Below are 13,235 nucleotides of genomic sequence, written 5' to 3'. Positions count from 1 at the left end.
TTCCCGGGCCGTCGGCGAGCTCCGGCACCGGCCTTCCCGGGCCGTCGGCGAGCTCCGGCACCGGCCTTCCCGGGCCGTCGGCGAGCTCCGGCACCATGGCCGACGGGCCGATGACCCCGATGATGATCGTGGCGAGGATGGACAGCCCGATCGCCGCGACACCCACGACACCCGAACCTCTCCACCGTGATCTTGCGAATTCTCGCATGGTACGGGTATTGGGGTGGGGCTTATGGGAGGAGCGAGGGGATCTCGCGGGCGGCGAGGGCGCGGCCGACATCGCGGAGCTGCCTGGCCCGATGGAGCTGCCCGCGCAGGTCGTTGCCGGTCGCCCGGTGCGCCATCTCGACCTCGACCTCGATCACCCGGAAGCCCTTCCGCAGCAGGTCGATCGTCATGCCGGTCTCGACGCCGAAGCCGTGGGCGAGCGGGCGGGCCGCCTCGAACGCGGGCCGGGTCAGGCAGCGCTGCCCGTTGAGCGGCTGGGTCGGCTCCCAGCCGGTGAGTCGCTTGATCCCCTCGCGGGCCAGCCGTACGACCATGCCGTGGCCGCCCAGCTTCACCCGTTTCGCGAACGCCGCGATGGTCATGTCCGCCTCGCCGGCGCGCACGGGCGCGATCAGCGCGGACGCGGCCCCGGCGGTCTCGCCCAGATCCGCGTCGAGGAACAGCAGGTGCCTGGAGACCTCGCCGCCCTCATCGAGGAGCCGTACGGCTTCCGCGCCCGTCTCCATCGCCGCGGCCTTGCCGCGGTTGCGGCTGTGCCGTACGACCCGGGCGCCCGCCGCCCTGGCCACCCGGCCGGTCTCGTCGGACGAGCCGTCGTCGACGACCACCACGAGATCGACGCCGGGCAGCTTCAGGGCGGCGGTCACCGTGCCGCCGATCCGGTCGGCCTCGTCCTTGGCCGGGATCACGACGGCGGTGTCCTGCTCAGGTACCACTACATCACCCATGCGGCTAGCCCTGCTGATCGGCCGCGAGCACGTCGGCCGGCACGGCGTCATAGACGGTGAAGACCGAGTCGAGGCCTGTGACCTGCAGAATCTTCCGTACGGCAGGCCGGGGCGCGGCGACCTCCAGCGTACCGCCGCGCTCGCGCAGGCGCTTGAGCGCGGACAGCAGGACGTTCATGCCGGTGGAGTCGCAGAACTCCACTCCGGACATATCGATGACCACTCGGTCCGGCCCGGTCTCCAGCACGCGAGTGAACTCGGCCTGCAGCCGGGGTGCGGTGTATAGGTCGATTTCGCCGTAGATGGCCATGACGGCCTGGCCTGCCTGGGATCGGGTCGCGACTTTGAGCTCCACGAGGCGCACACTAGCGTCGTCCAGGCCCCGGGTCACGCTCCGCCGGAAACCCCGAAGAGTCGCCCGCCCTTTGTCCCCGATTTCCGGGGCAAGCAAACGCGGAGTGCGCGAAGCTTGACGGTATGCGACGCCGGCGTAGCCGGATGGGGGGCCCGGAACCTCCTGGTCTTGGTCGTCACTTCGCGAAGGAGGGCGGGCGCCGAGCACAGTGGGCCCGAAGAAACATGAACGCTGAACTGCCAGAAGATCCCGAGCGGCGGTCGTTGCGGGAGCGGCTGGAGGACGTCCAGGTCCGGAGCGCCAAGGCGTCGTCATGGCGCGACTCCGCAGAGCCGCTGCGTTCGCTGATCAACCGAGAGGGGCACGTCCCGATCAGCGCGAAGCTGACCGGCGAGGACCTCGACTTCCTCGCCACGGCACGCGAGGATCTGCTGTGCCTGGCCGAGCTCGGCATCCGGCTGCTCGATCTCCATCAACCGAGGGACGCCGGCGGGATCACGAGCGACACCGCCAACCCGATCCTGCGGTGCCGCAGCTGCATGTGGCGCTGGCCCTGCCCGACATTTCGCGCCATGTCGGATGCCCTCCCCGCAGGAGCACCCGGACTTTTCGGAGCGCTGGCAACACCCGGCTCAACCGGCATGATCGGTACGGTCGGCCCGCCCAGCGTGATCGCCCTGCCCGACGGCCTGCCGCCGGGCCTGCCCGGTTGATCGTGGGGGATGTCACGCCGACGGTTCATAGCGGTAACCGACGCCCCAGACCGTGACGATCCGCCTGGGATCGGTCGGGTTCGGCTCGATCTTCTCGCGGAGCCTGCGTACGTGAACGGTCACGGTTGAGGAGTCGCCGAAGGACCAGCCCCACACCCCCTTGAGCAGTTCGGCTCGGCTGAACGCCTGACGCGGGTTGCGCAGCAGGTGGACGAGCAGGTCGAACTCCCGAGCCGTCAGGGTGATCTCCCGGTCGGCCAGCCATGCCTGGCGGGTGCCCGCGTCCACCACCAGGTCGCTGTCACGCAGCACGCTCGTTCCGGTGGAGGTGAGCCCACGTGCGGCGGTCGGCTGAGCACCCCGGCCGATCTGGCCGCTCTGACTCGGTTGGCCGCCGTCGGGAGTGGCCGGGGCGCCACGGGCCCGGCGCAGGACGGACTGGACGCGCAGCGCGAGCTCGCGCGGGCTGAACGGCTTGGTGACATAGTCGTCGGCCCCCGTCTCCAGGTCGGCGACGCGGTCGATCTCCTCTCCGAGAGTGGTGAGCATGATGACGGGAACCGGTAACTGCTCGCGCACGGCCCGGCAGACCTGGAGGCCGTCCAACCCGGGCAGCATCAGGTCGAGGACCAGCAGATCGGGAGGGTCGGCGATGGCCCGTCTGAGCGCCTCGGCGCCGTCATCCACGCATTCCACCTCGTGGCCCTCGCGTTCCAGGTAGCGGGCCACCACCTCGGCGACGGCAGGGTCGTTCTCGGCGACCAGGACGCGAGAGGCGCGGTTTCGCATCAGTCGTTTCCCATCAGGTGATTCCCATGGGCCGATTTTCCGAAAGGCACGTAACCAAGTTAAGCCCGGCTGACTGTCTCCGCCGTCTGCCGACGGCCCCGGCCGTGGTCGGTTCGCCGTGCCGTGCTTGCCATACCGAGAGGGAATGATTCACGTGAAACCGGGACGTGATCTCTTGACCTGCGGCATTGTCCGGTCTCCAGTACGGCGGGTGGCCGGTGCGTACGATCAAGCTCGCACTTGTCGGTGTCACCGCGTACCTTGTGGCTATGGCCCGTATCGCGCTGACCGTCCTGGGGATCATCCTCGCCATCTGGCTGGTGTTCGGATTCATCATCCCCGCGTTGTTCGCGACGCTCAAGTTCCTGTTCATCTTCGCGATCGTCGCATTCCTCGTCGTCGCGACGATCACCATGATCGGGAAGTTCTCCCGGTAAACGTGAACTCCGTCCGGGCCCTCCCCGGCCCGATCATCTGGCTGCTGGCCGGGCTGGTCATCCTGCCCGGTCAGTTCGTCACGCCCGCCGGTCTCGGCATGCTGGGCCGAGGCATGTTCGGGCTCGGCACGGCCGGATCAGGATTGGCCGGCTCGGGTGCGGCCGGATTGGCCGGGTACGAGCTCGGCGTGCTCGCGGCCTTCGGCCTGGCCGGCGTGATCGTCATGGCGGTCGCGCGGATGCTCGCCCTGCCGGTGGGACTGCCCGGCCTCCACGACGCGCCCCCGGGCGGCCGTTCGCGGCCCGCCTGGAGGCTGTTCATCCGCTTCCGCGACCCCGATACCGCCGGTCGCCCCCGTCCGCGAGCTCCATCGGAAAGCCACGCGCTCGTCTGATCGTCAGGCTGGACGCCCTTTCTGGGCGATCACGAGCGCTTTCGTCATGCCCCGATCACCGCATGAAATCTAAGACGAAAGGCTTTCCGATGTTCGATGCCGTGTTCTCCCCCGCCTACGGGCTGCTCCACGCGCTCAGCGATCTCACCGGTCCGGCGGTCGCGACCGTCCTGTTCACGCTGGCCGTACGGCTGCTGCTGCTCCCGCTGAGCGTACGGGCCGCCCGGGCGCAGCGGATCCGCCTGCGGCTCGCGCCCGAGGTCGAGCGGCTGCGCAGGCGGTGGCGGCGTGACCCGCAGCGGTTGCACACCGAGGTCAGTTCCCTCTACGCCAGGGAGGGGACCTCGATGTTCGCCGGTTTCCTGCCGATGCTGGCGCAGGCGCCGTTCTTCGCGGTCACCTATCGGCTGTTCACCTCCGCCGTGATCGCGGGGCATCCCAACCTGCTGCTCGCGCAGGGCATGCTCGGCGTGCCGCTGGGGGAGCACCTGAGTGCGGTGCTGGCGGTGGCCGGGCCGTTCAGCGCGCCGGCGATGGTGTTCCTCGGGCTGTTCGTGCTGCTCGCGATCGTGGCGTGGGCGGCCTCGCACACCGCCTCTCAGCGGATCGAGCCGGCGGCGCCGATGCGGCGGCTCCAGACCCTGCTGCCGTACGGCACGCTGCTGGTGGCGGCTTTCCTCCCGCTCGCCGCCGGTGTCTACCTGCTCGTGAGCAGCGCCTGGACCACGGCCGAGCGGGCCCTGCTCTATCCGCGCACGACTTAGCCCACCTCGCGGAGGGCGGGGGTTCCGGTCGCCCTGTTATGGCCGTTCCGGGTGGCCCAAGAGGCGGTCAAGGTGGCCCAGACCGTGGTCGTCTCCCCCTCGTGCCGGACGCCCCAGTGATCCGCGAGGTACTCGACGATGCCCAGGCCCCGGCCGCCCAGCGACGAAAGCGTGGGGCGGCCGGCTCGCGGCTCGGTGGCGGCTCCGCCATCGCTGACCGCCACCTCCACCTGGCTCTCCGAGCAATCCCACGAGGCTCTGAGCTGGCCACACGGCAGGGGATGCGCATGCCGCAGGGCGTTGCTGAGCAGCTCGCTCATCACCAGGACCACGTCATCGACCACTCCGGCGCTCATGCCCGTGGCCAGCAACTCCGAACTGAGGCGCTGACGTGCGACGGCGACGCTCGACGGTGCGTACGGCAGCAGCACGACGCTCGTCGCACTCACCTCCCCGATTCAGTCCCTCAGGAGACCGCCCCTTGGCAGGGACTCCACTCCTGAGGAAAACAACAGCCCCAGTACGACCGAAATGCCCCGTTGGATCGACGGGGAAACCGACCTCCGATCACAGCTTGTGCACATTGGACAATAGATCAGCTCTTGCCAGGCAAGCGCGTTACCACCTCGGTGTGTCTGATGAGGTATCGGTTGAGACCTCGAGCCGGGCCCGGTTGAGCACGACTCGCATTCGGGTGCCTCCTCCGGGCCTGGGCAGCGCGGTGACGTCCCCATCCTGGGCCCTGGCGAGGCTCCGCACGATGTAGAGTCCCAGACCGACACCCCCGAACCTGCGCCGGTCGCCGCTGTCGGCCTGGACGAAGCGCTCGAAGACCCGCTCCCGGTCCGCTGGGGCGATGCCGATCCCTTCGTCGTCGACGACGAGGACGACGAGGTCGTCCTCCGGCCAGGCGCCCACCCGGATCAGCCCGCCGTCCGGGGAGTACTTGAACGCGTTCTCCAGCAGTTGGCCGAGCAGGATGTCGGTCGCCAGTGGATCGCCGTACACGTGCGGCAGCCCGGGCGGGATGTCCACCTCGACCCGGTGTCTGTCGGACAACACCGGCAGGCCCAGGGTCGCCGCGTGTACCCGCTCGGCCAGGTCGAAGATCTCCACCTTGACCTTGAGCTCGTCGGCGCCGGCCCGTGCGCCGAGCAGCAGATGATCCATGAGCTGCCCAAGTGCCCGCGACCGTTCCGCGATGGTCCGTACGGCGGAACGCCGCTCATCGCCCGACAGATGGTCCCAGCGGGAGTCGAGCGTGCTGGCGAACCCGCGCACGATCGTGATCGGCGTGCGCAGTTCGTGGCTCGTGGTGGCGAGGAACAGGTCCTTGGCCTCCTCCAGTTCCTTCGCCCGGGTCACGTCGCGGAAGTCCACCACGCTCTCCCCGGTCTCGGGGATCTCCGCGCACAGCACGTCGAGCCATCGGCCGGAGGGAAGCTGGAAGGTGAGCTTGGCTCCCGGCTCGGGAAGCGGAAAGGGCGGTGGACCGCCGATCGCCTCCTCGGCGGCGACGTCGGTCAGCTCGGCCGCGGCCGGGTTCCACCGGATGACCTTTCCGGCTCGGTCCAGTACGGCTATGCCGTCCGCGCTGGCATCGAACACCGCACGCTCGTGGGCGCGCTGCCGTACCGCCTCCTGGTAGGCCATGGCGTTGCCGACCGCGATGCCGGCGTGACCGGCGAGCAGTTCGAGGAGCTCCAGCTCGAGGTGGCCGGCCTTGCGCTTGGCGAACAGGGCGTAGAGCGCTCCGTAGGGACGCCCTCCGACGGCCGCCAGCCCCACGGCGATCGTGTGCAGTCCGGGCACCCGAGCCCAGACCAGATCGCCGAACCCCTCCGGGCCGGTCTCCAGCAGCACGGTCTTGCCGGTGCGCAGCAGCTTGTCCAGCAGGCTCGTGTGCAGCTCGGCGGTGGCGCCGCGCAGCCCCTCGGGCAGCCGGTGGACGCCGACCAGGCGCAGGCGGTCCCCCTCGATCGACACGAATCCGCCCGCGTCGGCCCCGGTGAGCTCGGAGAGGCTGGCGGCGATGCGGTCGAGCACGACGGGAAGGTCGAGTTCGGCGTTGATGTCCCCGACCACGTCGGTCAGCCGCCGGACCAGCAGTGCGCGCCTGGCGGCCCTGTCCTGGGCGGCGTCGTCGTCCTCGGCCGAGTGATAGACGCTGACGTATCCGAGCAGCGCGCCGCCCGCCGAGCGCAGCGCGCTCGTGTCCACCCGCAGGTCGAGGAGTGCCCCATCCCGGTGGAAGCGCTTGGTGCGCAGGGACACCCGGCTCCGGGAGTCCGATGCTGTGCGTACGCGTTCGAACACGGCGTTGTGCTCGGCCATCAGTTCGTCCGGCACGATCGGCGGGCGGCGGCCGATGATCTCCTCGGCGGGCCAGCCGAACAGCCGCTCGGCTGCCGCGTTCCAGCTCAGCACGGTCAGGTCCCGGTCGAGGGCGACGATGGCGTCGGGGGAGTCGGCGACGACGGCGCGAGCGATGCCGTCTTCGTCCCACTCGTCCCTGGCCTCGAAGTCACCCACGTCCCCATCGTGCCCCCTTTCACCTTTTGATCTTGGCCTTTTCCGGCAGGTCGAGATGGCTCCGATACCCTTCTGCCAGCGAGTGAGAGAAAGCGGGGCGCCAATGTCCACAGAGGACCTCGAGGCCCTGTTACGTGTGACCGCACCGGGATATGTGGGCGAGACGCCCCCCGAGGTGGCGTTCGGGCATGTGGACACCCCGGTCGGGCGGCTGACCCTCGCGGTCACCGGCCGAGGCGTGGCGGTCTGCAGCTATGACGACGAGCACGCGGTCTTCGAGCGCGTCTTCCGCCTGATCGGCTCGTTCATCGGGCCCGATCCGCGGCGGCTGGACCCGGTGCGCCGGGAGCTGGAGGCGTATTTCGCCGGTCGGCTGCGCGCGTTCTCCACCCCGGTCGATCTCCGGCTCGCCACCGGCTTCTCGCGGACGGTGACCCAGATGATGCTCGCCGTGCCGTACGGGCAGGTCACCACATATCAGGAGATCGCGCAGCGGATCGGGCGGCCGCAGGCGCTGCGAGCGGTGGCCAACGCGCTGAACGGCAACCCGGTGTGCGTCATCGTCCCCTGCCACCGCGCCGTCGAGTCGCCGGGCTCATCGGGAACACCGGGCTCATCGGGAACACCGGGCTCCGCTTACGCCGGCGGCCCGGCCGCCAAGGAACACCTGCTCCGCCTCGAAGGCGCCATCGGCTGAACTCGCGATTCCGAGGTACAGGACCTTGCGGATCAGCTCGCACGGAGATACTGCTCGAAGGCTACCCGCGCCAGTGCGGAGATCGTTTTCCCCTCCTGTCGGGCACGGGCCTTCGCGTGCTCGCAGAGTTCCTCAGGAATGCGGAACGAGATCCTGGGTGAGTGCCTGCTTTCGCCGGTCAATGATGGACGCCCCCCACGACCAGTGGGAACGGACACCCGGCCCTCGTCGATCGCACGGTGGACATCGGCGATCGCCTGCGCCACGTACTCGTCCGTGATCCGGTTGCCCTTGGTGTCGTAAATCTCCTCGGACTCGCTGTCGATCTCGGAGTCCTGGTCCAGGGTGAGTTCGATGTCCTTCGGCGGCCAGGATTCCTCGTGCGTGCTCATGACTTCCTCCTCAGAGCGGTCGGCATCACATGGATGATCACAAGGCACTTCTCGGTCAGTATGCCGACCACCTCCAGTTCGCTGCCTCGATCATCCGGGCCGACCCACACCCACCGATCTTCCAAAGCCGGGTCGGAAGCGGGAACGACTGCCAGCGGTCCGGACCGGACCACATGAAGGGCGCGTGCCTGCCTTATGCGGTGCTTCCGGGCCGATCGGTAGAAGCGCAACTTCCTCATCCCAGATTATGTCTGACACAACCGTCGTGGGAAGGGGAAACCAGCGGGCGCGTGCCGCCGCTACGACGAGCGGCGGCGGGTGAGGGGGTGCAGGAGCAGCGTCGCCAGCGCGGCGGCCAGGAACGCGGCGAGTGTGGCGCTCATCCACGGCTGGTGGACGAACCCGATGGTCTCGCGCACCCCCACCCAGGCGCGGTCCCACCAACTCATCTCCTCAGGGGGCGCGGCGACGATCCAGAAGGCGACGAACCCGAGGATCCACGGGACGATCATCGACCAGCGGGAGGGTGCGTCGCCGGCGGTGTTCCAGCGGGAGGCTCCCCCGAGGAGGAAGTAGTCGACCACGAGGACCGCGAACATGGGGACGAAGACCGCACCGATCACGCTGAGGAACGCGCCGTACGAGTTCACGTCGGCGAGCAGCGCGATCCCGATCGTGAACACCCCGATCACCGTCGAGACGATCCGCCGGTCCCAGCGGGGTGCGAGGTTCTGGATGGACATGGTGGTGGAGTAGACGTTCGCGAACGACTGATCTACTTCGCGCAGCACGAGAACGCCGAAGAACAGTCCACCGAGCGGCGCGGCCACGAACGGGTCCCAGACCCTGTCCTCGGCGTTCCCGACCAGCGCGAGCGCGGCGATGCCCAGGACGAGACAGGCGACCTGGGCGATCGTGTAGCCGCCGACCACCCCCGTGAACGCCGCCCGGCTCGACCTGGAGTGCCGGGCGATGTCGGCGGCCATCGGCACCCAGGAGACCGACAGCGCGATGACGTAGTCGACGGCCGGGGCGAATGCCTCCCAGGACCCTCCGGCGAGCGTCGGCCCCTTCATCGCCAACGCGACGGACAGCCAGACCATGGAGAGCACCACGCCGGCCGTGACGTACCGCCGCAGCAGCCGCAGCGCGCCCAGCGGCCGGATAGTGAGCGCGATCGTGACCACTCCCGCCACGATCACCCATGCTTCGTACGGCACAGCCGTACCGAAGATCGCCTCAGCGCCGCGCGCGATGACCCACAGCTCGAAGGCCCCCCAGCCGAGCATCTGCACGATGTTCAGGACGGTCGGGACGTACGACAGGCGGGCCCCGAAGAGGCCGCGGAGCAGCATCATCGCCGGTCTGCCCGTCCGCGTGCCGGGGATCGCGGCCAGTCCGACCATGACGGTGCCGATCAGGCTGCCGACGACGGCGGCGAGCACCGCCCCCGTGAACGTCAGCGGCCTGCCGCCGAGTGGGTCGAGCAGGAGCAGCGCCCCGGAGAAACCGAGAAGGCTGACGCCGAGGTTCGCCCAGAACGCCCCCTGGTCGAGCAGACCCAGCGTCTTCGGGGCCTCTTCGTCGAGGGTCAGGGGGACCTCGGACCCCTTGGGGTCGACGACTTCAACGGGGTCGACATGGGCGGACGCCATCGCACGCTCCCTACGCCGGCATTATCCGGACAGGTTCAGGCGGTCGGCGGCACGCCTTACGTCACGAGGAGCCGCCCTCTCAGCCCGGTCACGCCCGAGCTCCCGCGGTATTCAGCTATCACCCGGATTATGACATCTCTCTGGGTCTGCCGCTATTACGGCCAGTCCGTTATATCGAAGCAGCGTGACCGAATGGAGCGTTCGGAGGAGGGCGCCGGTCCGCCGGTCCGCAGTCACTAATTGTCAGCCACCGATAACGCGGCGGGTATAGACGGATTGAAGACCTGCCTGAGCGTATCCATTCACACCCCCCGTTGACCTGCGGCGATGCTGCCTAAGTAGCCACAACCCGCTGCCATCCGAGCTAGTAAGATCATTAAATGCCATGGTTTGTGCCTGTTTGTCCGACTTCATCAATGCCTGATGGCATCCTGGCGGCCCGTGTAGACAGTCCGAACGGCAAAGCCGCCGCTCAGGCGGGGGTGTGAATGGATATGCCTGAGCTCTTCTGAATACCAACCTTGCCTAAGTTGCAAAAGTCTGGCAAAGTTTTGTCCAACCCAGTTAAGGGCCACGAGTGGAGTTCCTTGCCAAGACCTTCCACCCGTGACCCAAATCACAAGCAAAAGGAGTTTACCACCATGCGTGCCAAGATCGCCATGGCTGCTTCCGTCTGCACGCTCGCCGTGGCCGCCTTGGGTGTGGCGCTCGCCACGCCGGCATCTGCCGACGATTCGATCCCTGAGGACGCAAAGGCCGCGCTCAGCCGCCTTCAGGAAACTGGCAGCCTCAGCGGGGCCGACCGCGCCACCCTCCTGAGGTACCCGGAAATCGCGGCCCATGTGGTCGATCCCGAGAGCGGTTCCCTCGCTCCCGACGACACCGTTCGCCTCCTGGCGGCCAGCGGTTGCCACAAGGCAGACCGTTACATCGCATATAAGACGCTGCTCGGCTTCAAAGCCTTCGACTGGCACAGCGTCGTCAACTACTGTTGGTCCAGCGGGAAGGTCTCCCTCAAGGAGCGCTACTACTACATGGCCAATAACGACGGCACGAACTATGACATGGGGTTGATTCTCAACTCTCAGACCGGGAACGGTACTGCTACCTATTACTCCAGGATGCAGGGGAAGGTAGAGAACAAGTTCGGCGATGTCGCTTGGACCGTAAAGTATCCGCGGATCGACTACAAGGTCTACGGTGCGACCGGCAGCTACGAGATCACTCAGACCCCGTAGCCGATGTAAGCAGGAGAGGGATATCGTGCGCCATGCAATAGCTGTCTTCATTGCTCTGTTGGCGGCGGTCGTCGTCGCCTACGGGTTGCTGTTTGTCGCCAGTCGCTTCGGCTTGGTCGGGCCTGTCGAGATCGGCATCGTCCTGGCCCTGGCTGCGGTAGCGGGCGTTGCGGTATTCACTATTTCGCGGCATCTGAGATCTTGATATCGAGCTATCGGCCTGAGTGGTTCAGGGGCCGATAGCTCGATCTCTCAGCGGTCCGGCGGAGGGCAGCGAGGCGCTATCGATCATGAGGGCCAGTTGCAGGTCGTACGCTTGAGGCGGCTTGCCCTCGTGCACGGTCGGCGTCCTCCGCTGGATCTACCGTTCAGCCGGGGGATGTGTGCCACAACTGTCATGTTCGCCCTCTTATGCGACGTAGGGCGTGGCGCCGGTTTCGCTGAGCATGGGGCGGCCGGCGGCGGCCCATGACTGCATGCCGCCGTCCACGTTGATCGCCTTCCTGCCGATGTGGTTGAGCCACATCGCGGCCTGGGCGGACCTGCCTCCCACGCGGCAGATCACGTAGACCGTGTCGCCTTGAGGAAGCTCGTCGACCCGGGCCTGCAGGTGGCCCAGGGGGATGTGGACGGCATGCGGCGCGTGTCCCGCCTGCCACTCGTCGATCTCGCGGACGTCCAGCAGATATGCGTCCTCGGGTACGGCGTTCGCCGCGATTTCCGGCACCATCATGCGCCCATTCTCGCTGGTCCGCGGAGATGCCCGAGCGGCGTCCCGGCGGAGGTGGCACCAGCTTGTTTCCGCCGATCCCGTCACGAGCGCTGTCTGCTGGTCCGATGCACAAGAACCAGAGGTTCTCCACAGCCTGTGGATTACTCTCCGAGGCTGTGGAAGAGCTGGTCGACGGCTACCAGACGGGCCGTGGCGGGGTGCGCCCGCCCGCCGAGTCCACGAGGGCGCACAGGTCCTCGTAGATCTGGTCGAGCCGGTCTGGTCCGATGAGGGCCGCCCAGCGATCCTCGGTCCGGCCCCGCAGCTCGTTCGCGCGCTCGACGTACGCCTGCCCCTTCGGGGTGAGGCCGAGCGCCCGCGCCCTCCGGTCGGTCGGGTGCGGACGCCGGGTCACGTATCCCCACTCTTCCAGCTCTTCCACAATCTTGGACGCGGCCTGCTTGGTGATGCCGAGATGATCGGCCAGGTCGACGGTGGTCGCGTCATCGCGGTCGAGCAGGAACTTGAACGTGTACCCATGGGCCGGACGCAGGAGGTCGCTGCCCTCCGCCTCGAGCTGCGCGTGCAGATCGTCGATCATGATCCGATATGCCATCGCCATGAGCAGCGGGATCTCTCCCCGTATGCGCGTCATCGTCAATCCCCTTGACCATATGGACAGCCTGCTTTACCTTATCGTCAGCTCAGTTGACCATCCTAGGAGGCAGTCATGACCGTGTCCAAAGGTGTGGATGCGCCGGCGATCGAGTTCGACGGAGTCACCTTCCGCCCGCTTGCCGTACCGTCCCGGGGAACCAAGGAGCTCGCCGTATGGCGGGCCGAGTTGCCGCCCGGCCGGACGGGAGCGGAGCACACCGTGACCCGCGAGGAGGTGCTGCTCGTGGTGAAGGGCACCGTCAGCGGCGTGATCGACGGGGAGCCCTGCGTCGCTGGTCCCGGAGACGTCATCATCTTCCCAGCCGACACCGTCGGCCAGTTCGGCAACGCCTCGCACACCGAGCCCGTCGAGTTCGTCTGCTGCACCAGTGCGGGGGTGCAGGGCCTCGTGGGCGATGAGAAGATCACCCCGCCGTGGTCTGTCTGATCATTTGAGCAGGCGCGACAGGCGGCGGTCCGCGAGGGGCCTGCCGCCTGTCTGGCAGGTCGGGCAGTACTGCAACGCCGAGTCGGCGAACGACACCTCGCGGATCGTGTCGCCGCAGACTCCGCACGCCTCGCCCGTACGGCCGTGCACGCGCAGGCCCGACTTCTTCTCCGACTTGAGGTCCTCGGCGGCCAGGCCCCTGGCCCGGCGGACCGCGTCGCGCAGGGTGGTCGCGATGGCGGTGTGCAGGGCCGCCACCTGCTCGTCCGTCAGCGTCGCCGCGACTTTGAACGGGGACATCCGCGCCACGTGCAGCACTTCGTCCGAGTGCGCGTTGCCGATGCCGGCGATCACCTTCTGGTCGCGCAGCAGCCCTTTGATCTGGGTACGGCTCCCGCCCACGATCGAGGCGAGCGTCTCCACGGTGAAGTCGTCGGCGAGGGGATCCGGGCCGAGGTTCGCTATCCCCGGCACCTCGTCCGGATCTCTCGCCAC

The 13,235-nt window shown here is 68.0% G+C and carries 18 protein-coding genes; 8 read left to right on the top strand and 10 right to left on the bottom strand.

Features of this window, described 5'->3' with window-relative positions; translation table 11 throughout:
* Positions 1-230: 230 nt before the first annotated feature.
* Positions 231-956, bottom strand: a complete 726-nt coding sequence (locus Mth01_RS28070) for a glycosyltransferase family 2 protein (RefSeq protein WP_204018980.1) — start codon at positions 954-956, stop codon at positions 231-233.
* Positions 957-960: 4 nt separating this feature from the next.
* Positions 961-1,311, bottom strand: a complete 351-nt coding sequence (locus tag Mth01_RS28065; RefSeq protein ID WP_204018979.1) for an STAS domain-containing protein — start codon at positions 1,309-1,311, stop codon at positions 961-963.
* Positions 1,312-1,535: 224 nt separating this feature from the next.
* Here Mth01_RS28065 and Mth01_RS28060 point away from each other — a divergent pair, with 224 nt between their 5' ends.
* A complete protein-coding gene (locus tag Mth01_RS28060) occupies positions 1,536-2,024 on the top strand; it encodes a hypothetical protein (protein WP_239090062.1) in 489 nt (162 codons plus the stop codon).
* A 12-nt stretch (positions 2,025-2,036) separates the two neighbouring features.
* Here Mth01_RS28060 and Mth01_RS28055 read toward each other — a convergent pair whose 3' ends face one another.
* Positions 2,037-2,813, bottom strand: a complete 777-nt coding sequence (locus Mth01_RS28055; protein WP_204018978.1) for a response regulator transcription factor — start codon at positions 2,811-2,813, stop codon at positions 2,037-2,039.
* Positions 2,814-3,082: 269 nt separating this feature from the next.
* Between Mth01_RS28055 and Mth01_RS28050 the strand changes: the two genes are divergently transcribed.
* The 3 genes from Mth01_RS28050 to Mth01_RS28040 all read left to right on the top strand — a co-directional run bounded on the left by Mth01_RS28050 (position 3,083) and on the right by Mth01_RS28040 (position 4,409).
* On the top strand, positions 3,083-3,250 hold the full coding sequence (locus Mth01_RS28050) for a hypothetical protein (RefSeq protein ID WP_204018981.1): 168 nt from the start codon (positions 3,083-3,085) through the stop codon (positions 3,248-3,250).
* A 2-nt stretch (positions 3,251-3,252) separates the two neighbouring features.
* Positions 3,253-3,645 carry a DUF6412 domain-containing protein gene (locus Mth01_RS28045; RefSeq protein ID WP_204018977.1) on the top strand — a complete coding sequence of 131 codons (393 nt, stop codon included), beginning with the start codon at positions 3,253-3,255 and terminating at the stop codon, positions 3,643-3,645.
* A gap of 89 nt (positions 3,646-3,734) precedes the next feature.
* The gene (locus Mth01_RS28040; protein ID WP_239090061.1) at positions 3,735-4,409 is read left to right on the top strand and encodes a YidC/Oxa1 family membrane protein insertase; all 675 of its coding nucleotides are present in this window, start codon (positions 3,735-3,737) and stop codon (positions 4,407-4,409) included.
* On the opposite strand, the gene Mth01_RS28035 is transcribed toward Mth01_RS28040, so the two are convergent.
* Both Mth01_RS28035 and Mth01_RS28030 read right to left on the bottom strand, forming a co-directional pair.
* On the bottom strand, positions 4,406-4,858 hold the full coding sequence (locus Mth01_RS28035) for an ATP-binding protein (protein WP_204018975.1): 453 nt from the start codon (positions 4,856-4,858) through the stop codon (positions 4,406-4,408). The genes Mth01_RS28040 and Mth01_RS28035 overlap by 4 nt on opposite strands.
* A gap of 169 nt (positions 4,859-5,027) precedes the next feature.
* Complete coding sequence (locus Mth01_RS28030; protein ID WP_204018974.1) at positions 5,028-6,941, bottom strand: PAS domain S-box protein; 1,914 nt, start codon at positions 6,939-6,941, stop codon at positions 5,028-5,030.
* 103 nt (positions 6,942-7,044) lie between these two features.
* Between Mth01_RS28030 and Mth01_RS28025 the strand changes: the two genes are divergently transcribed.
* On the top strand, positions 7,045-7,638 hold the full coding sequence (locus Mth01_RS28025) for a methylated-DNA--[protein]-cysteine S-methyltransferase (protein WP_204018973.1): 594 nt from the start codon (positions 7,045-7,047) through the stop codon (positions 7,636-7,638).
* Between the two features lie 32 nt (positions 7,639-7,670).
* Here the strand turns inward: Mth01_RS28025 and Mth01_RS28020 are convergent, their stop codons facing one another.
* Positions 7,671-8,030: a ribbon-helix-helix domain-containing protein gene (locus tag Mth01_RS28020; protein ID WP_204018972.1), complete on the bottom strand. Its 360-nt coding sequence runs from the start codon at positions 8,028-8,030 to the stop codon at positions 7,671-7,673.
* 299 nt (positions 8,031-8,329) lie between these two features.
* Positions 8,330-9,685, bottom strand: a complete 1,356-nt coding sequence (locus Mth01_RS28015; protein ID WP_204018971.1) for a purine-cytosine permease family protein — start codon at positions 9,683-9,685, stop codon at positions 8,330-8,332.
* A 641-nt stretch (positions 9,686-10,326) separates the two neighbouring features.
* Between Mth01_RS28015 and Mth01_RS28010 the strand changes: the two genes are divergently transcribed.
* Together Mth01_RS28010 and Mth01_RS28005 are read left to right on the top strand one after the other, a co-directional pair.
* Positions 10,327-10,923 (top strand): hypothetical protein, encoded by a 597-nt coding sequence (locus tag Mth01_RS28010; RefSeq protein WP_204018970.1) that lies wholly within the window; start codon positions 10,327-10,329, stop codon positions 10,921-10,923.
* Positions 10,924-10,948: 25 nt separating this feature from the next.
* Positions 10,949-11,128 carry a hypothetical protein gene (locus tag Mth01_RS28005; RefSeq protein ID WP_204018969.1) on the top strand — a complete coding sequence of 60 codons (180 nt, stop codon included), beginning with the start codon at positions 10,949-10,951 and terminating at the stop codon, positions 11,126-11,128.
* Positions 11,129-11,332: 204 nt separating this feature from the next.
* On the opposite strand, the gene Mth01_RS28000 is transcribed toward Mth01_RS28005, so the two are convergent.
* Entirely contained in the window at positions 11,333-11,656 is a 324-nt protein-coding gene (locus Mth01_RS28000; protein WP_204018968.1) for a rhodanese-like domain-containing protein, read from the bottom strand.
* 175 nt (positions 11,657-11,831) lie between these two features.
* On the bottom strand, positions 11,832-12,290 hold the full coding sequence (locus Mth01_RS27995) for a MarR family winged helix-turn-helix transcriptional regulator (RefSeq protein WP_204018967.1): 459 nt from the start codon (positions 12,288-12,290) through the stop codon (positions 11,832-11,834).
* 75 nt (positions 12,291-12,365) lie between these two features.
* Between Mth01_RS27995 and Mth01_RS27990 the strand changes: the two genes are divergently transcribed.
* Complete coding sequence (locus tag Mth01_RS27990) at positions 12,366-12,740, top strand: cupin domain-containing protein (RefSeq protein ID WP_204018966.1); 375 nt, start codon at positions 12,366-12,368, stop codon at positions 12,738-12,740.
* Here the strand turns inward: Mth01_RS27990 and Mth01_RS27985 are convergent.
* A partial coding sequence (locus tag Mth01_RS27985) for a zinc finger domain-containing protein (RefSeq protein ID WP_308440855.1) occupies positions 12,741-13,235 on the bottom strand: 495 nt, incomplete at its 5' end.

The organism is Sphaerimonospora thailandensis, assembly GCF_016863115.1.
Taxonomy (GTDB): Bacteria; Actinomycetota; Actinomycetes; order Streptosporangiales; family Streptosporangiaceae; genus Sphaerimonospora; species Sphaerimonospora cavernae.
Note: the sequence above shows the minus strand (reverse complement) of the source record. Positions and strands in the feature narration are given on the sequence as shown.

Bases quoted from the DNA above. Each gene is read 5' to 3' on its own strand.
- Mth01_RS28060 (WP_239090062.1), top strand. From the start codon at position 1,536: ATGAACGCTGAACTGCCAGAAGATCCCGAGCGGCGGTCGTTGCGGGAG.
- Mth01_RS28070 (WP_204018980.1), bottom strand. From the start codon at position 956: ATGGGTGATGTAGTGGTACCTGAGCAGGACACCGCCGTCGTGATCCCG.
- Mth01_RS28010 (WP_204018970.1), top strand. From the start codon at position 10,327: ATGCGTGCCAAGATCGCCATGGCTGCTTCCGTCTGCACGCTCGCCGTG.
- Mth01_RS28055 (WP_204018978.1), bottom strand. From the start codon at position 2,813: ATGCGAAACCGCGCCTCTCGCGTCCTGGTCGCCGAGAACGACCCTGCC.
- Mth01_RS28000 (WP_204018968.1), bottom strand. From the start codon at position 11,656: ATGATGGTGCCGGAAATCGCGGCGAACGCCGTACCCGAGGACGCATAT.
- Mth01_RS27990 (WP_204018966.1), top strand. From the start codon at position 12,366: ATGACCGTGTCCAAAGGTGTGGATGCGCCGGCGATCGAGTTCGACGGA.
- Mth01_RS28040 (WP_239090061.1), top strand. From the start codon at position 3,735: ATGTTCGATGCCGTGTTCTCCCCCGCCTACGGGCTGCTCCACGCGCTC.
- Mth01_RS27995 (WP_204018967.1), bottom strand. From the start codon at position 12,290: ATGACGCGCATACGGGGAGAGATCCCGCTGCTCATGGCGATGGCATAT.
- Mth01_RS28050 (WP_204018981.1), top strand. From the start codon at position 3,083: ATGGCCCGTATCGCGCTGACCGTCCTGGGGATCATCCTCGCCATCTGG.
- Mth01_RS28025 (WP_204018973.1), top strand. From the start codon at position 7,045: ATGTCCACAGAGGACCTCGAGGCCCTGTTACGTGTGACCGCACCGGGA.
- Mth01_RS28015 (WP_204018971.1), bottom strand. From the start codon at position 9,685: ATGGCGTCCGCCCATGTCGACCCCGTTGAAGTCGTCGACCCCAAGGGG.
- Mth01_RS28020 (WP_204018972.1), bottom strand. From the start codon at position 8,030: ATGAGCACGCACGAGGAATCCTGGCCGCCGAAGGACATCGAACTCACC.